Source organism: Micromonospora rubida (assembly GCF_009908295.1).
Lineage (GTDB): Bacteria > Actinomycetota > Actinomycetes > Mycobacteriales > Micromonosporaceae > Micromonospora > Micromonospora rubida.
Genome location: NZ_JAAALO010000001.1, coordinates 877,498 through 899,848, shown reverse-complemented (window position 1 = coordinate 899,848; position 22,351 = coordinate 877,498). Strand labels below are relative to the sequence as shown.

Annotated in this window: 3 protein-coding genes (1 of these 3 cut by a window edge); all 3 read left to right on the top strand. The window is 74.8% G+C overall.

The window, feature by feature from the left end:
- Positions 1-6 precede the first annotated feature (6 nt).
- Tightly spaced (each overlapping or abutting the next), the 3 genes in view from GVV04_RS03525 to GVV04_RS03515 form a layout consistent with a single transcriptional unit that may run on beyond the window.
- The gene (locus tag GVV04_RS03525; RefSeq protein ID WP_161684326.1) at positions 7-13,500 is read left to right on the top strand and encodes an SDR family NAD(P)-dependent oxidoreductase; all 13,494 of its coding nucleotides are present in this window, start codon (positions 7-9) and stop codon (positions 13,498-13,500) included.
- Positions 13,497-18,203: a non-ribosomal peptide synthetase gene (locus tag GVV04_RS03520; protein WP_161684324.1), complete on the top strand. Its 4,707-nt coding sequence runs from the start codon at positions 13,497-13,499 to the stop codon at positions 18,201-18,203. Before GVV04_RS03525 ends, GVV04_RS03520 begins: the two co-directional genes overlap by 4 nt.
- Positions 18,203-22,351, top strand: the 5' portion of a protein-coding gene (locus GVV04_RS03515) for an SDR family NAD(P)-dependent oxidoreductase (protein WP_161684322.1). It continues 15,678 nt past the right edge of the window; the window shows 4,149 of its 19,827 coding nt (coding positions 1-4,149); the start codon lies at positions 18,203-18,205; its stop codon lies off the right edge, out of view. The genes GVV04_RS03520 and GVV04_RS03515 overlap by 1 nt, the downstream gene beginning before the upstream one ends.

The following is a 22,351-nucleotide window of genomic DNA, read 5'->3' as shown; positions in this document are numbered from 1 at the left end:
AGACACGTGGAGCGACGGTCTCTTCGCTGCGCCCTGACGCTGGGCCGGGACAACCCGATCGTCGACGACCATCGGGTGCACGGCGTACGCACCCTGCCGGGGGTGACGTTCCTGGACATCGTCTGTCGGCTGCTCGCCGCTCGGGGCATCGCGCTGGAACGTACCGAGCTGGCCGACGTGCTCTTCGTCGAGCCGGTGGTGACGACGGAGGCCTTCGACCGCGAGCTGGCCGTCGACCTCCGCCCAGACGGCGACGTCTTCCACGTGACGGCGACGAGCCGGCGCGTGCACGACGGCGTCCCGGTCGACGACGTGGTCACCACCCATCTGCGGGCCGTCCTGCGCACCGAGGCGCCGCCCCTGACGGGTGTGCTGGAGCCGATGGAGTCGGGCGTGCCCCGTGATGTCGACGAGGTGTACGCGGCCGGACGGTCGGCCGGGATCGAGCACCGCGCGTTCATGCGCTGCCTCGGCACGCTGCGCACGACAACCGACCGGGTCCGCTCCGAGATCGCCCTCGGCGACGAGGCGCGGGCCACCGTGGACGACTTCCTGCTCCATCCCGCCCTGCTCGACAGCGCCACCATGCAGACGTACGCGCTGGTGTTCGGCGGTGCCGACCCGGACGCGCGACCGTTGATCCCGCTGCACATCGCCGCCTTCCGGGCGGCACGGCCGCTCGGCGTCGCCTGCACCGTGGACCTCCGGCTCAGCCCGGCGAGGGCCGGCGTCGACGTGGTGAAGGCCGACATCGACCTGTACGACCGGTCGGGGCAGCTGGCGGCGCGGTTCGTCGGCCTGACCCTCAAACGGGTCCGCTCCACCTCGGCGATCACCCGCCTCACCACCGCCGCGCCGGTCACCGGGACGCCGGCCGTCGCGGCGCCCACCGTCGCGCCGTCGGCCGTCGCCGCGCCCGCCCCGGCACCCCCGCCCAGGGCCGCCCCCACGGCCGTCCCCACGGCCGGCGACCGCGACGCCGCCGACGTCCGCGCGGAGATCGTCGAACTGGTACGTCAGGCAGTCGGCGACCCCGGTCTCGCGGTGGAGACCGACCGGGGGTTCTACGACCTGGGCCTGGAGTCCGGTCACCTGCTCGCGCTGGTCCGCGCCCTTGAGGACCGGTGGGACGTGACGCTGTACCCGACCCTGCTCTTCGAGTACCCGACGGTCGACGCCGTCGCCGCCCACCTCGTGGGGCTGCTGCCGGAGGACCGGCGTACCCGGAGCACCCCGGACCGGCCGGCGGACGACCTCCCCGCGCGGACCCGCTGCCTGACCGGGCTGTGGCAGCCGGCCGCGCGCCCGGCCACGCCGTCGATCGGCTCCCTGCTGGTGATCGGTGACCTGGAGGTGGCACCCGGCCAGATCACCGCTCGCCGTGGTCCGGCCTTCCGTCGGCTCGGCCACCACACGTACCAGGTCCGGCCGGGCGAGCGGGACGATCTCCGGCTGCTCCTCGCCGACCTCGGCGGCCCGCCGGAGGCGGTCCTGTACGTGGCGGAGCCTGTCGGACCCGACCTGCCCCGGGCGGTCGAGTCGGCCTGCCGCGAGGTGCTCGCCCTGGCGCAGGCGCTCACCGGGGCGCCGGCACGGGTGGTGCACGTGGCCGCGCCACCGGTCGCCGCCGCCGTGGCGGGACTGGCCCGGACCGTACGCCTGGAGCAGCCGAGGCTCGTGGTGACGGCCGTGGAGAGCGACGACGTACCCGATCCCGCCGCGCTGCTCGCGGAGTTCGGGGACGACCGCGACGTCTGGGTGCGGCACGTACAGGGGCGGCGGCACGTCCGCCGCTACCGCGACCTGGACCTCCACGACCGGCCCCCGCGCCACCTCGACGGCGTCTACCTGATCACCGGTGGGGCGGGCGGCATCGGACGGTCGCTGGCCGGGTGGCTGAGCGCTCGGGGTGCCACGGTCGTCCTGGCGGGACGCACCGCACCGGGAGGGCCGCTGGACGTGGAGTTCGTCCCGACCGACGTGACCGTACGCTCCGAGGTGGACGACATGGTCGCCGGAGTGCTCGCCCGGCACGGCCGGCTGGACGGCGTCGTGCACGCGGCCGGCGTCCTGCGCGACGGACTGCTGCCCGGCAAGTCCGGTGCGGACGTGTCGGCGGTGCTCGCGCCGAAGGTGCGGGGAACCGTGCTCCTCGACGAGGCGACCCGCCACCTGCGCCTCGACTTCTTCGTCGTCTTCTCCTCGCTGACCGGCGTGACCGGCAACGTGGGGCAGTCCGACTACGCGGCGGCCAACGCGTTCCTCGACGCCTACGCGCGTGAGCGTGGGTTCACCTCCGTCGCCTGGCCGCTCTGGGCGCACGGGGGGATGCGTACCGACGCGGCGACGGAGGCGCTCTTCCGCCGCCAGGGCCAGGTGCCGCTGCCGACGGCGGACGGCCTTGCCGTGTTCGAGCGGGTGGTCGGGTTCCCCGGGACGGAGGTGGTCGTGCTGCACGGCGACCCGGAGCTGGCACGCGGGTCGCTCGGCCTTCTCGCCGCCACTGCGGGGCCGACGGACGCGGCTCCCGCGCCACCCGTCACGCCGACGGACCCGACGCCGACCGGGCCGACCGCGAAGGCGACGACCGCGAAGGCGACGACCGCGAAGGCGACGACCGCGAAGGCGGTGGGCGGGGACGTGCCGGTGGCTGCCGCCGACATCGCCGTCGTCGGCGTCGCGGGCCGGTACCCGATGGCCGAGAGCCTCGACGAGTTCTGGGCGAACCTGCGCGGGGGGCGCGACTGCGTGACCGAGATCCCGCAGACCCGGTGGGCGCTGGCCGGCTTCTACGAGCCGGACCGGACCCCGGGGCGGTCGTACAGCAAGTGGGGCGCGTTCCTGGACGGGATCGACGAGTTCGATCCCGCGTTCTTCCGGATCACGCCGCGTGAGGCGGCGGCCATGGACCCGCAGGAGCGGCTGTTCCTCCAGGCGGCCTGGCACGCGCTGGAGGATGCCGGGCTGACCCGGGCCGACGTCGCCGGTCGCCAGGTGGGGGTCTTCGCCGGGGTGATGTTCGCCCAGTACCAGATGCTCGGGCTGGGCGCCGAACACCGGCTGCCGGTGTTGCCGACGTCGTTCTCCTCGGCGGTGGCGAACCGCCTCTCCTACTTCCTCGACCTGCGTGGGCCCAGCCTGGCGCTGGACACGATGTGCTCGTCGTCGCTGACCGCGCTGCACCTCGCCTGCGAGAGCCTCCGTTCCGGCGAGTGCGAGCTGGCCTTCGCCGGTGGCGTGAACGTGATCGTCCACCCGTACAAGTACCTGCACCTGAGCCAGGTCGGCTTCGTCTCCTCGGACGGCCGGTGCCGGTCCTTCGGGGCCGGCGGCGACGGCTACGTGCCCGGGGAGGGCGTCGGCGTCGTCGTGCTCAAGCCGTTGGCCCGGGCGCTGGCGGACGGCGATCGCGTCCTCGCCGTGATCAAGGGCAGCGCCGTGAACCACGGCGGGCGCGGCAGCGGCTTCTTCGCGCCGAACCCGGTCGCGCAGGCCGACGTGGTCCGGCGGGCGCTCCAGCGGGCGGACGTCGACCCGGCCACGATCGGCTACGTCGAGGCGCACGGCACGGGCACGGCGCTCGGCGACCCCGTCGAGATCGCGGCGTTGAGCCAGGTCTTCGGCGCGGCCGGGTGCCGGTTGGGGTCGGTGAAGTCCGGGATCGGTCACCTGGAGTCCGCGGCGGGTGTCGCCGGCCTGACGAAGGTCCTGCTCCAACTGCGCCACCGCACCCTGGTCCCGTCGCTGCACGCCGACCCGGCGAACGAGGGCATCGACTGGGGCGCGACCGGGCTGCGGGTGCAGCGGGGCCTCACGCCGTGGCCGGTCGAGCCCGGTACGCCGCGCCGCGCCGGCATCAGCGCGTTCGGCGCGGGCGGCGCGAACGCGCACGTCATCGTGGAGGAGTTCGCGGAGCCACCGGTGAACGACGAGCCCACCACCGGCCCGCAGGTGGTGCTGCTCTCCGCCCGTACCCCGCAGGCCCTGCGCGCCCTCGCCGAGCGGTACCTGGATCTGCCGGCGGCCGACCATGTCACCTGGCTGGCGGAGCTCGCCGGCCTCTCCGGTGCCGATCCGGACGCGGAACTCGACGAACTCGGCCTCGACGCGGACGATCTGCGCAGGCTGGCCGGCGCGCTGGCGGAGCGGCACCCCGGTCGGGCACCGCACGTCGACGCCCGCTCGACGCTGACCGGGCTCGCCGCCGCCCTCACGTCGAGAACCCGCTCACGCGTCTCGCTCGCGGACCTCGCGTACACGACCCAGGTCGGCCGGGAGGCCATGGCCGAGCGGCTCGCCGTGGTCGCCGCCGACCTGGACGAGCTGCGGTCGGCACTGCGCGCCTTCCTGGACGGCTCGGTGGTGGACGGGTATCGGGGTACGGTCCCGGACCGCACCACGGTCGCCGTTCCCGACTCCCGCGACCCGCGCGTCCTGGCCGAGGCATGGGCGGCGGGCGCCGCGCCGAACTGGCGTGAGCTGCGGTCCGGCCGCAGGCCGCGGAAGGTGGCGCTGCCGAACTACCCGTTCGCGCGGGTGCGCTGCTGGGTCGACCCGGCGCCCGCCGCACCCGCGTCGGCCGCCGCGGAGCGCCCCACCCTGGACATCCCCTCCTGGGAGGTCCGCCCGCCGCCCGCCGGGCTCCCCACGCCGGCCGGCCCGGTCGTCGTGCTCCACGCGCCCGGTCACGCCGGTCTGGCCGGGGAGCTGGCCGCCCGGCACGACGGGGCCGTCCTCGCCGAGATCGGCGCACCGGTCACCGGCACGCCGCGCCTGGTCTATCTCCTCGTCGGCGCGACGGGCACCGCCGGGTGCGAGGCGGACCGGGTCGCGCGCGCCGAGGCCGCCGGCGTCCGCGCGTTCTCCCGGTACGCGCGCCAGTGGGCGGACGTACCCGCGCTCGACTGGGTGGTGGTGACCGCCGGGGCCACCGCCGCGCCGGGCCGGACCGTGACCGACCCGTACGCCGCCGGGGTTGTCGGCTTCGCCCGGGTGCTGGAGAACGAGCACCCCGGCTGGTCGGTCTCGACCCTCGACCTCGACCCGGCCCGCCTGTCGGCGGCACTGGTGACGGCGGGCCCCCGGGGCACCCGCGTCGCGTACACCGGGACCCTCCGCCACCAGCAGGCCCTGCGCCCCGCCCCGGCCGTGGACGGTTCCCTCCCGGTCCGTCGCGGCGGCCGGTACGTGATCATCGGCGGTGCGGGTGGCATCGGTCTGGCCCTTGCCCGGCAACTCGTCACCGAGTGGGACGCGGACGTCGTGCTCGTGGCCCGTCGGGACCGCGCCGAGGCGGACCTCGGCGACCGGATCCGTTACGTACGGGCCGACGCCACCGACGCCCGGCAGCTCGGGGCGGCCCTCGACGAGGCCGGCACGGTGCACGGCGTCGTGCACGCGGCGATGGTCCAGCGGGACCGCCTGGTACGCAACCTGTCCGACACTGAGCTCGGGGAGAGCCTGGCGGCCAAGTCCGCCGTCGCGGCCACCCTCGTCGACGTGCTGCGCGGGCGGCCGCTGGACTTCCTGGTCTTCTTCTCCTCCGCGCAGTCGTTCCTGGGCGATCCCGGGCTGGCGAACTACGCGGCTGGCTCCACGTTCCTCGACGCCTACGCCCACTCGCTCGACGGTCGCCTGCCGTACCCCGTGCGGGCGATCAACTGGGGGTTCTGGGGGACCGTCGGGTCCGTCGCCGACGACACGCACCGGGGTCGCCTCACCGCCGCCGGATTCCGATCCATCACCCCCGAGGCGGGCTTCGCCGCGTTCGTGGACGCGCTGCGGCAGCCGACGCCCCAGGTCGTCGTCGTGCCCGGCACCGCCGAGCTGCGCGAGCGGATGGGCGCGGCCGGACCGCCGACCCCGGAGACGCCGCCCCCCGGCGGGCCGCTGAGCGCCGCCGACCTTCGGGTGGTGGCGGACTTCCACGCGCTGGACGGGCAGCTGGCGGCGATCGCCCGGGAGGCCCTGCTCGCCCTGCTCGGCGAGATGGGCGCGTGGGACGGACCGGACCCCGACGCCGACGAGATCGCCCGACGGGTGGGCGTCGTGCCTCGGTACGGCCCGCTGATGCGGACCCTGACGACCATGCTCGCCGGAGCGGGCCTGCTGACGGTGCGCGACGGGCGGTACCGGCCGACTCCGGCCGCGTTGGCTGGTGTTGGTGTTGGTGTTGGTGCTGGTGCCGGCGTCGGTGCTGGTGTCGGCGGGCACGTCCGTCGGCTCGGGGAACTGGCCGAGGCCAATCCACGGAACGCGGTCTTCGTCCGGCTGCTGGCGCTCTGCCTCGACCGCTATCCGGAGCTGCTGCGGGGCGACCTGCTCGCCACGGACCTGCTCTTCCCCGCGTCCGGCACGTCGCTCATGGAGGCGGTGTACCGGGGAAACCCCATCAGCGACCTCTACAACGACCTGCTCACGGCGCGGCTCGTCGCGCACGTCGAGCAACGGTTGGCGGAACTGCCCGCCGGTGAGCGGATCAGCGTCCTGGAGGTCGGCTCGGGCACCGGAGGAACGTCCGCCGGCCTGCTCCGCGCCCTGAGCCCGTACGGGGAGCACCTGGACTACTGGTACACCGACCTGTCCGTCGCGTTCCTCGCGCACGGCCGGCGGGAGTTCGGCGCAGCGCACCCGTTCGTACGGTTCAAGCGGCTCGACCTCGACACCGACCTGGTCACGCAGGGTTTCCCGGCGGACGGCTTCGACCTCGCGGTCGGTGCCAACGTTCTGCACGCCACCTCGGACGTGGGCCGCGCCGTGCGGCACCTGCGCGCCGTGCTGCGTACCGGGGGCCAGTTGCTGCTCAACGAGCTGACCGCCGTCACGCTGCCGGCCACGGTCACGTACGGGCTCTTCGACGGATGGTGGGCGCAGACCGACCCGGAACTCCGCCTGCCCGGGTCGCCGCTGCTGGACGTGGCCGGTTGGACCGCGCTGCTGTGTCGGTCCGGCTACGGGCCGGTGGTCCCAATCCCCGGCGCCGGCCAGACGACCCGCAACCTCCAGCACGTCGTCGTGGCCACGGCGGGCCCCGCCCTCCGGTCGGTGAGCGACGCCCGCGCCCCGTTCACCGCCGAGATCCTGGCCCTGACCTGCGAGGCGTCGGGCATTCCGCGAGAAGACCTCGACCTCGACCGGGAGATCGGCGACTACGGGTTCGACTCGGTGAGCTACAGCCTCCTCGCCGGACGCCTCAACGACGAGTTCGGGTTCGATGTGACGCCGGCGCTGTTCTACGAGACGGCCACCCTGCGGGCGCTGGTCGACCGGCTCGCCGGTGACCACGCGGACCTGCTCGCCGCCCGGTACGCGGCCGCGCCGACGGCACCGGCCACGGCGGATCGTCAGCCACAGCCACAGCCACAGCCGCCTGCGCCCGTTGTCGAGGTGCCGGCGTCCGTTGTCGAGGTGCCGGCGTCCGTTGTCGAGGTGCCTGCGCCCGCTGTCGACGTGCCGGCGTCCGTTGTCGACGTGTCGGGGGCGGTGTCGGGGCTGGGGGGCGCGGCGCGGTCGGACACCGACGAGCCGATCGCGGTGATCGGCGTGGCCGCGAGGCTGCCGGGCAGCCGCGACCTGGCCGAGTTCTGGGACCACCTGGTCGCCGGCGCGGACCTGGTGACCGATGTGCCCCCGAGCCGGTGGGACTGGCGTTCCCTTCCGGAGGACGTCCACGCCCGTCGCGGCGGGTTCATCCACGACGTCGACATGTTCGACCCGTTGTTCTTCGGCGTCTCGCCGCACGAGGCCGACGGCATGGATCCGCAGCAGCGGCTGGTGCTCCAGGGCGTGTGGACCGCCCTGGAGGACGCCGGCCTGGCGCCGGGCACGCTCGCGGGCAGCGACGTCGGCCTCTTCATCGGTGCCGGATCCAGCGACTACGAGGAGGTGCGGCGCGCCGCGGGCGTACCGGTCGACGCCCACGCGGCCACCGCGACCGCCCACTCCATCCTGGTCAACCGGGTGTCCTACCTGCTCGACCTGCATGGGCCGAGCGAGCCGGTCAACACCGGGTGCTCCAGTTCCCTGGTCGCGCTGCACCGGGCCGCCGAGGCGATCCGGGCGGGGGAGTGCGAGATCGCGGTCGCCGGTGGGGTGAACCTCATCCTGTCGCCACAGAACCACGTCCTGCTCAGCCGCACCGGGATGCTCAGCCCGTCCGGGCGGTGCCAGTCCTTCGACGCCGGGGCCGACGGCTTCGTGCGGGGCGAGGGGCTCGGGCTCGTGGTCCTGACCGGCGCGCGGCGGGCCCGCCGGCACCGGGTCCGGGCCTGGCTGCGCGGGACGGCGGTCAACCACGGGGGCCGGGCGCGGTCACTGACCGCCCCGAACCCGGTCGCGCAGGCCGAGATGATCGTGCGTGCCCACGAGCGCGCCGGCAGCGATCCCACGACGGTGGGCTACCTGGAGACCCACGGCACGGGTACGGAACTCGGCGACCCGGTCGAGATCAACGGTCTGCGCCTGGCGTTCGACGAACTTCTGCGCCGCCGTGGCGGCCAGCCACTCACCGAGCCGTTCTGCGGTGTGGGTGCGGTCAAGGCGAACATCGGCCACCTGGAGTCCGCCGCAGGCATAGCCGGAGTGCTCAAGGTGCTGCTGGCCATGGAGCACGGCGTCCTGCCGCCCCTGGCCGGTCTTCGGGAGCCGAACCCGCACCTGCGTCTCGACGGCGGCCCGTTCCACCTGGTCCGCACGGCGACTCCGTGGCCGCGCCCGGCCGGCGGCCCACGGCGGGCGGGGGTCAGCTCGTTCGGCTACGGCGGGGTGAACGCGCACGTGGTGCTGGAGGAGGCGACGTCCGCGCCGGTTCCGACCCGGTCGGCCGGCCCCTGGGTGTTTCCGTTGTCGGCCCGCACGCCGGACGCGTTGCGCCGGTACGCGACCGCGTTGCGCGCCTTCCTGAACGGTGCGCCCGACGGCCGTGCGCTGAACGTCGCGCCCGACGGCCGGGTGCCTGCCCTCGCGGATGTGGCGCACACGCTGCAGCACGGCCGGGACGCGATGGGCGAACGGCTCGCGGTGACCGCCGCCGACCGGGGGACCCTCGTCGCCGCGTTGTCGGCCGTCATCGACGGTGCCGGGGACCATCCCGCCCTGGCCCGCCCCGACGGCCCGGCGATCGCCGACCGATGGGTGATGGGCGAGCAGGTGGACTGGCCCGACGGCGGCGGGCTGATTCCGTTGCCCACCTATCCGTTCGAGCGTCGCGGGTGCTGGGTCGACGACTGGCGCCGGCCGGCGGAGACGGACGTCCCGGCCCCGCCGGTGCGGACGTACGCGCCCCGGTGGCAGCAGATCGGCGAGCTGACCGCGCGCGGTCCGGTCCCCGGCCCGGTGTGGGTGCTCGGCTGCGACGAGTTCCCCTCGGCGGAGGTCCACCGCGTGAGCGGTGTGCCGCTGGAGTCGCTGCCGACACCGGCCACGGTGCACGCCGTGGTCACCGGGGGCGAGTCCGCGGTCCTCGATCTGTTCCGGCTCGTCGAGCACCTCCAGTCCCGTCCCGCAGCGGCCGGTGAGCTCGCCCTGACCGTCGTGACCAGGAACGCGGTGGCGGTGGACGGGCCGATCACCGACCCGGTCTGCGCGGCCGTACGCGGCCTGGTGATGTCGGTGCGCCGCGAGTGCGAGCGCTGGCGGGTCAGCGCCGTGGACGTGGGGCCGGGTGACCCCACCACCCTGCGGGTCGCGGTCCCCGGGGACTACGCGTACCGCGCCGGACGGTGGTACAGGCAGGTGCTGCGACCGCTGGACGACACGGTGCCGGTCGCACCGGTGTTGCGCGACGGCGGCACCTACGTGCTCGTCGGCGGCACGGGTGACGTCGGCCTGGACGTCGCCGAGCACCTCGTCCGCCGGCACCGGGCCCGGGTCGTCCTCGTCGGGAGGTCCCGCCCGGACGCCGTCCGGGCCGCCCGGATCAGGCGGCTGGACCCGTCCGGCACCCTGGTCGACGTCCGCCAGGCGGATGCCACCGACCCGACCCTGCTGCGTGCGGTGTTCGACCAGGTCGGCGAGGTGCACGGCGTCCTGCACTCGGTAACCGTGCGGGGTGACCGGTCCCTGGCCGCCATGGACGAGACGTGGTTCGTCGAGAGCCTGGCCGCGAAGACCCGGACCGCCCTGGCGCTGGCCGAGGCGCTCGCCGGACGCCGGCTGGACTTCCTCGCGATCTTCTCATCGGTGCAGTCCTTCCTCGGCAACCCGGGTCAGGCGGCGTACGCCGCGGGATGCACCGGCCAGGACGCGATCGGGACGGCGCTGGCCGACCGGCTGCCGTACCCGGTGCGGGTCCTGAACTGGGGTTCCTGGTCCGGATCGGCGCTGACCGAGCGCCACCGCGACCGACTGGCCGCGGCAGGTGTCCACCCGCTCGCCCCGGAGGCGGGATTCGACGCGCTGAGCAGGGTGCTCGGCCGGCAGGAGGTTCAAGTGGCAGTGGTGTCGGGCACCGACGACTTCCTCGGCGACATCGGCGTCCAGGCGGCCGGCGAGGACGAGCCGTGGCGCGACCCGGTCGCCGCCGAACTGCTGGCGCTGGTGCGGGACGTGGCCGGGGTGCGGCCGGCCGAGTTGGGGCCGGACGACCAGCTCAGCCGTTTCGGCTTCGACTCGATCATGTACACCCGACTGAGTCACCGGGTGAACGCGCGGTGGGACCTCGATCTCACCCCGGCGGCGTTCTTCGGCGTGGCCACGGCGAAGGACCTGATCAACAAGATCATCCGGGAGTGCGCCGCCGGCCTCTCGGCGCACCACTCCCGCACCGCAACGCCCACGCCGCCTCCCGCCCCGGCGGTGTCGACCCTTCCCGCCGCGCCCGCCGCTCCGGCGCCCGCTCCGGCTCCCGGCCCGTCCGCCGGTCAGGCTCCCGCCGCGTCCGCCGCTCCGGCTCCCGGCCTTACCTCCGCTCCGGTTCCTGGCCTGTCCGCCGCTCCGGTTCTCGCCGCGTCGGCCGCTGGGGCGGCGCGGACGGCGGCCGTGATCGAACCGCCGCCGTACGCCGCCGAGCCGAACGCCGTCGCGATCGTCGGGATGGCCGGCCTGCTGCCGGGCTCCGACGACCTGGACGAGTTCTGGGCCCACCTGGTGGCCGGCGACGACCTGGTCACCGAGATCCCGCCGGACCGCTGGGACTGGCGACGCATCCACGGGGAACCGGAGCCGGGGCAGTTCCGCACGACGGCCAGATGGGGCGGGTTCCTGCGCGGCGTCGACCTGTTCGACCCGGAGTTCTTCGGCATCTCGGCCACCGAGGCGGTGGCGATGGACCCACAGCACCGGCTCGTGCTGGAGGCCGCCTGGACAGCGATCGAGAACGCCGGAATCCGGCCGTCCGCACTGGCCGGCACGGACACGGGCGTCTTCATCGGCAGCGGCACGTACGACTACTTCGAGCTCCAGCACGCCCTCGGCGTCCCGCTCGACGGGTACAACACCGTCGGCCGGGCACACGCGATCATGTCCAACCGGGTCTCGTACCTGCTGGACATCCACGGGCCGAGCGAGACCATCGACACCGCGTGCTCGTCCTCGCTGGTCGCCGTGCACCGGGCGGCCGAGGCCATCCGGCACGGCGACTGCCGGATCGCCCTCGCGGGCGGGGTGAACGTGATCACGTCGCCGACGCTCTTCGTGGACATGAGTCAGGCCGACATGCTCAGCCCGGATGGCCGTTGCCGCACCTTCGACGCGCGGGCCAACGGCATCGCCCGCGCCGAGGGCGTCGGGGTGGTGGTGCTGAAGCGCCTCGGCGCGGCGATCGCCGACGGCGACGTCATCCACGCGGTGCTGCGGGGAAGCGCGGTCAACCACGGGGGACGCACCAACTCGCTTACCGCGCCGAACCCGGACGCCCAGGCGGCCTGCATCGTCAGGGCGCACCACAGCGCGGGGGTGGACCCGAGGACCGTCACCTACGTCGAGACCCACGGCACCGGCACGGAACTTGGCGATCCGATCGAGGTGGAGGGCCTGAAGTCGGCGTTCGCCCAGCTCTACGCCGACCACGGCGCGGTCTGTGTCGAGCCGCACGTCGCGCTCGGCGCGGTGAAGACCAACACCGGGCACCTGGAGGCGGCAGCGGGCGTCACCGGCCTGATCAAGGTGCTGCTGGCGCTGCGGCACCGGGAGATCCCCGGCAACGTGCACCTCGACACCCTCAACCCACACCTCCGCCTCGACGGGACCCCGCTGCGCGTGCTGCGCGGCCGGGAGCCGTGGCGGCGGCTGCCGGCTCCCGACGGCACCAGGGCGCCGCTGCGGGCCGGCGTGAGTTCGTTCGGGCTCGGGGGCGTCAACGCGCACGTCGTGATCGAGGAGTACCCGGCCGAGCCGGCCGCCGGCCCCGCCGGTCCGTACCTCTTCGTCCTGTCGGCGCGGGACGCCGAGCGGCTGCGCGGCTATGCGGAGCGACTCGCCCGTTGGGCCCGGGACAGCACGGACGTCGATCCGGCCGCTCTCGCCTACACCCTGCAGACCGGGCGCGACGAGCGTGCCGAGCGTCTCGCCGTGGTCGCGGACGGGACACCGGCGCTGGCGGCCGGCCTCACGGCCTGGCTGGCCGGTGAGGACCCGCCGGGCGTCTTCGCCGGGGATGGCCGGGACGGCGCGACGGCCTTCCTGCTGGACGGGACCGAGGGACGTCAGTACCTGCGTGCCGTGGTGGGCTCCGGCCGGCTGGACAAGCTGGCCCGGCTCTGGGTCGGCGGCGCTCCGATCGACTGGGCCGACCTGTGGCCGGGCCCGCTCCCGAGGCGGGTGCCAGCACCGACCTACCCGTTCGCCCGGGAGAGCTACTGGCTCACCCCGGGGGCGCGGTTCGACCAGGTGCAGGCCGCCGAGTCGGGCCTGGTCGCGGCCGCCGACGAGGCACCTGACGTCGCCGTCCGATCCGCCGAGCCCGTCCGATCCGCCGAGCCCGGCCGGGCAGCCGAACCCGTCCGGGCCGCCGAAGCGGTTCCGGCGGTCGAGGCCGACCCGGTCGCGCCGACGCCGGGCGGCGGGTCGGCACCACCGCTTGACGACGGTGACGCCGAAGCCGCAGTACGCGAGCACGTGCGCGCGCTGCTCGCCGCGCACCTGGGGACGCAGCCCGGCCGGCTCCCGCTGGACCGGGTGCTTTCCGACGCGGGGGTGGACTCGCTGGGCCTGCGCCGGCTCAGTCGCCGCCTCGGCGCCGACTACGGCGTGACCGTACCGGCCCGGATGTTCGGTGTGGGGAAGACGGTGCGGGCGGTGGCGCGGGCGGTCTTCGACGCGTACGGGCCGCTGCCGACACACCCAGGGGACGGGACGGAACCGACGCCGAACGGGGGCGGGACGCCCGGCCCGGCCTCGAACGGGACCGGCGGTCCGGCCTCGAACGGGGCCGATCGCCCGGCCTCGAACGGGGCCGGCAACTCGGCCTCGAACGGACTCGGGGCGTTGCTGGCGGGACTGCGCGACGGCACGGTCCGGGTGGACGACGCGCTCGCGGAGTTGCAGCGGCGGGCGGCCCGATGAGCGCCGTGCTGCGGGACCTGCTCGCCGCGGTCGCCGCGGGCGAGGTCTCCGACGACCTGGCGGAGTCGCTGCTGCGTGGCCTGATCACGCCCGCGCCAGAACCCACGGAACCGCCCCCCACGCATTCGCCCACGCCCGGATCCGTGCCCGCGTCCCCGGCCGCGCCGGAGCCGGGGCCGTACCCGCTCAGCCGTGGCCAGGCGGCGCTGTGGGCGATCCACGAGAACCAGCCGGGGACCACGTCGTACAACCTGCCGCTGGGGCTCTGGCTCGGCGACCACGTCAACCCGGACGTCCTGGCGAAGGCGCTGGTCAGCGTGGTGGAGCGGCACCCGGGGCTGCGGATCACCGTCCGGCCGGACGCCTCCGGACCGGTACAGGAGATCACCGATCGCCGGGCCGAGGTGACCAGGCTGGACCTCGGCCACGTCACCGACGCCGAGTTCACGACCCGGGTCCGGAACCTGGTGCACCAGCCGTTCGACCTCCGGCACGACGTGCTGCACCGGATGTGGCTCATCGCGGCGCCCGGCGGCGCGACGCTGCTGTTGCTGGTCTTCCACCACCTGATCACCGATGGCGTCTCCAGTCATTTGCTGTTGCGCGACATCGTGGCCTGCCACGACGCGATGGCCGGGCCGGGCGCGCTGCCGCCGGTGGAGCCGGCCGCGCCGTACCGCGAGTTCGTGCGGTGGCAGCGGTCGATGCTCACCGGGCCGGAGGCCGAGACCCACCGGCGGTGGTGGCTCGACCGCCTCGCCGGTGCCTCGACCGCGCCGGTGCTGAACGCGATCACCGACCGCCGTCGCGCCGGTCCCGCCACCCGCACCAACGGCGCGATGGTGCAGATCCAGCTGCCCGAGGCCGCGTGGAGCGCCGTCCGGGACACCGCCCGCGCCGCGCGGGTCACCCCGTTCAGCGTCGTCCTCGGGGCATTCGCGGCCCTGCTGAGCAGGCACTCCGGCCACCGCGACATCAGCGTGACGGTGCCGACCGACGGCCGCCCGACGCACCGCTTCGACCGCACCGTCGGCTATCTGATCAATCCGGTGGTGCTCCGCCTGGACTGCGACCCCGACCAGAGCTGCGCCCAGTTCGTGAGCGCGGTCCAGGAGCGGATGGCGGAGGCGGAGGAGCACGGCACGTACCCGTTCGCCTCGGTCGTCGACGACCTCCGCCGGGCCTCGGACCCGGAGGCGAGCTTCGACATCGGCTTCTACCTGCAGCAGGGGGTCGGTGGCGACCAGGACATGGCCGAAGGGCAGACCGTCTTCCGGGACGCGCTGGACCTCACCCAGGAAGGCGAGAACGACCTCGTCGTCGAGGTGGTCCGGCGCGGCCCCGGCGCACTCGTGTACCTCAAGTACGACCCGGAGCTGTTCGAGCGGAGCACCGTCGAGCGGTTGGCCGAGCACTACCGGCTGCTGTTGGGCACGGTCGCCGCCGAACCCGCCCGGCTGCTGGCCGACCTCCCCCTCGCGACCGGTGCGGAGCGCCGGCTGATCGAACGGGCCAACGCCACCCGCACCGAACGCCCGCGCGACGTCAGCGCCGCCCAGCTCGTCCTGGCCCGTGCGGCGCGACATCCGGACCGGAGGGCGGTCGTGGACGCCGACGGTTCGCTGACCTACTCCGAACTCGCCGGCCGGGTGCACGCCCTCGCCCGGGTCCTGCGGACCCACGGGGTGAGCCCGCAGGACCTGGTCGGCGTACTGACGCAGCGACGGTCAGCGCTGATCGTGGCGATGCTGGCGGTGCAGGTGGTGGGGGCCGCGTACGTCCCCCTCGACCCGGACTTCCCGGCCGCCCGGCTCGCCCACATCGCGGCCGACGCCGGCCTCGCGGCGGTGGTGCTCGACCCGAAGCTCGGCGACCGGCTGCCCGACGAGACGACGGCCGTGCGCATCCCGCTCACGGATCCCGGCCCGGCGACGCCGGTCGAGCCGGTCGTGGGCCGGGACACCGATCTCGCGTACGTGCTCTACACCTCCGGCTCGACCGGGCAGCCCAAGGGCGTGGAGGTCAGCCACGGCAACCTGGTCAACCTGCTGACCGCGATGGCCGACCGGCCCGGCTGCACCGAGGACGACGTGCTGCTGGCGGTGACCACCGCCGGGTTCGACATCTCCGGCCTGGAACTGCTGCTGCCGCTGGTCCGCGGCGGCACCGTGCACATCGCCCCCACGGACGTCGTACGGGACGGGCCGGCGCTGGCCGACCTGATCCGCGAATCGGGCGCGACGATCGTGCAGGCCACCCCGGCGACCTGGCAGATGCTGCTGGCCGCCGGTTGGGCCGGGCGCGTTGCGCGGCTGCTCTGCGGCGGGGAGGCGATGAGCGCCGAGCTCGCGGCCCAGCTGCTGGACCGCAGCGACGAGCTGTGGAACATGTACGGGCCGACCGAGACGACCATCTGGTCGTCGGTGCTGCGGGTACGCCGGGCCGCGCCGGTCACCGTGGGCACCCCGATCGCCAACACCACGTTCCACGTGGTCGGGCCGGACGGCACGCCGGTGCCGTTCGGCGCCGTCGGGGAGCTGGTGATCGGTGGGGACGGCATCGCCCGGGGCTACCGGGGCAGGCCGGAGCTGACCGCCGAGCGGTTCGTCCCCGATCCGTCGACCGGGCAGCGGCGCTACCGCACGGGCGACCTGGCCCGGTGGTCGACCACCGGGGAGGTCGTGCTGCTGGGCCGGGCCGACCGGCAGGTCAAGCTGCGGGGGCACCGCATCGAGTTGGGTGAGATCGAGGAGGCCGTCCGCCGTACCGACGCGGTCGGCGACGCACGCGTGGTCCTGCGCGAGGATCTCGCCGGGCATCCGCAGCTCGTCGCGTTCGTGACCGCCGCCCCGGGCGTCGCGGCGGCGGCCGTCGGGCGGATCGGGGAGTGGCTGCCCGACTACATGGTCCCGACCCGGACGGTGGCCTTGGCGCGGCTTCCCCTGACCCCCAACGCGAAGGTGGACGTGGGCCCGCTGGGTGCCCTTCCCCTCATCGAACTGGTGCGCCGGTTCGGCCACCCCGGCCAGGCCGGCGGGGCGGAGGCTGTCGTACCCGGTGAGCCGGTCGGGCGTACCGGGCCCGCCGTGGCCGCCCCGGCGGGCCGCCGTCCTCGGGGCGAACTCCTGGCCGAGCTGCGGGCGATGGCCGCCGGGGTGGCCGGCCTGCCCACGGCGCAGGTCCCCGTCGACCGGCCGCTGGGCGAGGTGGGCTTCGACTCGATCGGCTTCACCCGGTTGGCCGTCGCGCTGCGGGACCGGTTCGGCGTCACGGTCCGGCCCACCGTCTTCTACACACACCCGGCGCTCACCTCGCTGACGGCCTTCCTGACCGATGCTTACCCGGAGGCGTTCACCGCGCCGGAGCCCACGTCCGGGGCCCGGGCCGGCGGCTCGGCTCCGGCAACGGTGGTGGACGGGTACCCGCCGGTGGCGATCATCGGTGTCGGCGGGCGGCTGCCCGCGTCCGACACGCTGGACGAGTTTTGGCGGCACCTCGCCGAGGGCCGCGACCTCACCAGCCCCTATCCGCTGGAGCGGGGCTTCTCCGACCGGATCTTCCCGGAGGGCTTCCGGGGGTCGTACGTCCGTGACGTGGACGCGTTCGACGCCGCGTTGTTCCGGATCTCGCCGCGGGAGGCGGCGCAGATGGACCCGCAGCACCGGCTGCTGCTGCACGCCGCGCACGAGGCCGTGCTGGACTCCGGCTCCGTGCCGGCCGCGCTGGCGGGCAGCCGCACCGGGGTCTTCGTCGGTCTCAGCGGCGCCGACTACCTGAGCCTGCTCGGTCACGGCTCCCAGGAGATGGGCGACCACTTCCTGATCGGCAACGTCGCCTCCATCGCGGCCAACCGGATCTCCTACGTGTACGACCTGCGCGGCCCCAGCGCCGTCTACGACACCGCGTGCTCCAGCTCGCTGGTGGCCATCCACCGCGCGGCACGCGCGCTCCAGCGGGGTGACTGCGACCTGGCCCTCGCCGGCGGGGCGAACCTGCTGCTCTCCCCGCACGGCTTCACCGGGCTGCGGCGCGCGGGGATGCTCAGCCCGGACGGCCGGTGCAAGACCTTCGACGAACGCGCCGACGGCTACGGCCGGGGCGAGGGCGTGGTCCTGCTGGCGCTCAAGCTGCTCGACCGGGCGCGGGCCGACGGTGACCCGGTGCACGCGGTGCTGATCGGTTCGGCGGAGAACCACGGCGGACACACCCACTCGCTGACCGTGCCCAACCCGCAGGCGCAGCGTGACGTCGTGGTGGCCGCACACCGCGCGGCGGCGGTCCCGCCCGACACCGTCGGCTACATCGAGGCGCACGGCACCGGGACGCAGCTCGGTGACCCGATCGAGGTCGAGGCGCTCAAGGACGCGTTCGGTCAGCTCTACGCCGACTGGCGGATTCCGGTAGCGCCGGAACGGACCGGGGTGGGGTCGGTGAAGACGAACATCGGTCACCTGGAGGCCGCCGCCGGGGTGGCCGGGGTGGTGAAGGTGCTGCTCGCGATGCGGCACCGCACGCTGCCCGGCCTGGTCGGCCTGCGCGTCCCCAATCCGATGATCGATCTCGCCGGCAGCCCGTTCCGGCTCCAGTCGCAGGCGCAGGCATGGGAACCGCCCGACGGCGTGCCGGCGCGAGCCGGGGTCAGCTCGTTCGGCATGGGAGGCAGCAACGTGCACGTGATCATGGAAGAAGCGGGGGAGCGTTGATGGCCGCCACCACTGAGGACCGCGGCGCTCGGCTGGTCGTGCTGTCGGCCGGCTGCCGCGAACAGCTCGACCGCTACCGGGTGGACCTGTCGACCTGGCTGGATCAGCACCCGACGGCGTCCCTGGACAGCATCGCGCACACGTTGCAGGTGGGCCGGGAGCCGCAGAGCGAGCGGCTGGCCGTGGCCGTGTCGAGCGTGGCGGAGCTGACGGCGCGGCTGCGCGACGGTGAAAACGTCGTGCGGGGCACCGCCCCGGCGCACGGGACCGGGCCGGCGGATCCGGGAGACCCGGCCGACCCCGTCGAGCCCGCCGACCTGGACGAAGCCGCCCGGCTCTGGGTCGCCGGCCGACGGATCGTCTGGCCGGCGCTGCCCGGCGGGCGCCCGGCCCGGCTCTCCCTGCCGCACCCGCGGCCGGTGACCCGAAGCTATTGGATCAGCGCGCCGGCCGCCCTGGCGGACGCGCGCCCCGAGCGGCTGCTGACCGGGGCCGAGTTCTTCCTGCGGGACCACGCCCTGGGCCCGGTCCGGATCCTGCCGGCGGTGGCGGCGCTGGAGTTCGCCGTGGACGCCGCCGCACGGGCCGGGCACGGCCGGGCGACCGGCATCGTGAACGTGCTGTGGGCCCGTCCCGTCCTCGTCACCGACGAGCCGGTGCGCGTACGGCTGGACCTCAGGCCGGTCGCCGACGGGGTCTTCTACGAGGTGCGGCGGGTCGACGGCAGCACCGGCGGTGAGCTCTGCTCGACCGGCACGCTGCGTTTCGACGCCGCCGGGGACGCCCCACGGATCGACCTGACGGCCGTGCGCGCCCGACTGCCCCGCACGGCTTCGGCCGACGACTGCTACGCCGTCTTCACCGCGCTCGGCGGCGGCTACGGCCCGAGTCTGCGGGGGCTGCGGTCGGTGCGGCACTCGCCGGGCGAGGCGTTGGCGCGCGTCGAGGTGCCGGCGGCCGCCGACGTCCCGTTCACCGACTTCACCCTGCACCCGTCGCTGCTCGACGGCATGCTCCAGGTCTGCCTCTGGACGGATCCGGACCCGTCCGCCCCGAGGGCCCGCGAGCTGCCCTTCTCCGTGGACGGCGTCGACATCCTCGGGCCGCTGCCCGAGCAGGGCTGGGCGTACGCGGTCGCCACCGGCTCCGGCCACGACGTGTCGTTCGCCGACGACGCCGGGCGGGTGCTCGTCCGGCTGCGCGGCGTCGTGACCCGCGCTGTCAACGGCCCTGCGGTACGGGACGATTCCGCCGCCACCAGCCTGCTCGTGCAGCGGTGGCGGGACGCGCCCGGCCCGGCGGGCACGTGGACCGGTCGTACCGTGTGGCCCGGCGAGGCGGCGGCACCCGGTGCCGGGCGGTCCACCGAGGAGGCGGTCTTCCCCTGCGCCGAGCCGGTCCTCGTCGTGCGGGTCGTGGACGGCGATCCGCTCCCCGGGCTGCTGCGACTCTTCCGCGCCTGGGCGGCGCAGCCGGTCCGGCACCCCGTACGCGTGCTGCACCTGTTCCGGCAGACCGGCGGAGTCTCGGACGCGCGGGTGTACGCCCTGGAGGGCATCGCCCGTACCGTCGCCAACGAGCATCCGGACTTTCGGATCGCGGTGGTCGGCGCAGACCGGCCGGACCTCCCCGCCGTCGCCGCCGCCGAGGCCGGGGCCGACCACGAGTTCCTGGTCCGGTACCCGGCGAGGGGCCGGCAGGTGCCCAGGTGGGAACCGGTCGCGCCGGTCGCCGTGCCGGTCGCGCCGACCGGCACCGTGCTGGTCACCGGCGGAGCCGGCGCGATCGGCCGTCGACTCGTCGCCCACCTGGGTGCCTCGGCGCGGTACGTGCTGACCGGCCGGTCGGCCGACGTCGACCTCACCGACCTGCGCGCCGCCGGCCTCGACGTGCACTACCTCCGGTCCGACCTGGGCGTGCCGGGGGCGGCGGCGGAACTCGTCGACCGGGTGCACGCCTCCTTCGGCGCGATCCACGGCGTGCTGCACCTCGCCGGGACCACCCGCGACTCGTGGCTGCTGCGCAAGACGGACGAGGAGATCGCGGCCGTGCTGGGGCCCAAGGTCCGGGGCGCCGTCGAGCTCGACGAGGCCACGGCGGGGGACCCGCTGGACTTCTTCGTCTGCTTCTCCTCCCTGTCCGGCGCGGCCGGCAGCCCGGGGCAGGCCGACTACGCGTACGCCAACCGCTTCCTGGACGCGTTCGTGGCCTGGCGACGCGGCAGTGAACGGCCCGGTCGCAGCTTCTCCGTGCTCTGGTCGCTCTGGGCCGACGGCGGGATCCGGATGGACGCCGACGACGCCACCCAGGCCCGGATCGCCCGGCACGTCGGGCTGGTGCCGCTGCCGACGGACGCCGCGCTGGAGGCCTTCGACCGGGCGTGGGGCCACGACGGCGACCACGTTCTGGTCGCGTACGGCCACCTTGAGCGTCTCCGACGGCTCCTCGACCCGCCGGCGACCGCTCCGGTTCCCGGGCCGGCAGCGGGACGCCCCGGCGCGGAGGAGCCACCCGGGGACCCGGTCGGGGGGCACCCGCGCGACGAGGACCAGTCCCGCGCCGAGGGTTTCCTGCGCGGGATCCTCGCCGAGGTGTTCGAGTACCCGCCGGAGGAGCTCGACGAGGACGTCCCGTTCGAGCAGTTCGGCATCGACTCGCTGCTCATCATGGAGCTGACCCGCCGGCTCGAGGAGCACTTCGGGTCCCTGCCGAAGACGCTGTTCTTCGAGTACCAGGATCTGCGGTCGCTCGCCGGCTGGTTCGCCGGGCAGCACGCGACCCGGCTCGCCGAGCTGGCGCCGGCCCCCGCGCCCGTCGTCCCGCCAGCGCCCGTCGTCCCCGCATCCGTCGTCCCCGCGTCCGTCGTCTCCGTGGCCCCTGCGCCTGTCGCCCCGGTGCCGGCCGGGCCGGTGCCCATCGCCATCGTGGGCGTGGCGGCCCGGTTCGCGGAGTCGGACACCCTCGGGGAGTTCTGGGCCAACCTGCGGGCGGGACGCGACCTGATCACCGAGATCCCGGCGGACCGCTGGGACTGGCGCGCCTACGACCAGGCGACGCCGGCCGACCGGGCCGCCCGGTACAGCCGGTGGGGCAGCTTCCTGCGCGGCATCGACCTCTTCGACCCGCTGTTCTTCGGCATCTCGCCCCGCGAGGCGGAGATCATCGACCCGCAGGAGCGGCTGTTCCTCCAGACGGCCTGGCACGCGATGGAGGACGCCGGGCGCACCCGCGCGGACCTGCGCGAGCACCGCGTCGGCGTGTACGTGGGCGCGATGTACGGGCTGTACCAGATGCACGAGGCCGGGGACGGCCGGATCGGCGCGTCCTCGCACGCGTCGATCGCCAACCGGGTGTCGTACACCCTCGGGCTGACCGGCCCCAGCCTGAGCGTGGACACGATGTGCTCGTCCTCGCTGACCGCGATCCACCTCGCCGTACGCGACCTGCGCGCCGGCGACGCGGAACTGGCCGTGGCCGGCGGCGTCAACCTGCACGTCCACCCGTACAAGTACCGCTTTCTCGGCCAGGGCGGCTTCACCTCCAGCGACGGGCGGTGCCGCAGCTTCGGCGCCGACGGTGACGGGTACGTCCCGGGCGAGGGTGTCGGTGTCGTCCTGCTCAAGCCACTGGCGGCGGCCGTCCGGGACGGCGACCACGTGCACGGCGTCATCCTCGGTTCCAGCGTCAACCACGGCGGACGGACCAACGGCTTCACCGTGCCGAACCCGGTCGCCCAGGGCGACCTCGTCCGGCAGGCGCTGGCGGAGGCCGGCGTCGACCCCGCCTCGTTGGGATACCTGGAGGCCCACGGCACCGGCACCGCGCTCGGTGACCCGGTCGAGATCCGAGGGCTGGCCCGGGCGCTGAGCGCCTCCGAGCTGCCGCCGCGCAGCGTGCCGATCGGTTCGGTCAAGTCCAACATCGGGCACCTGGAGTCCGCCTCCGGCATGGCGGGCCTCTGCAAGGTGCTGCTGCAGATGCGGCACGGCGAACTCGTGCCGTCGCTGCATGCCGATCCGGTGAACCCGAACATCGACTTCGATCCGACCCCGCTGCGCGTGCAACGCGACCTCGAACCCTGGCCGCGACGCGGCGCCGCGCCCCGGCGCGCGGGCATCAGCTCGTTCGGCGCGGGCGGGGCCAACGCC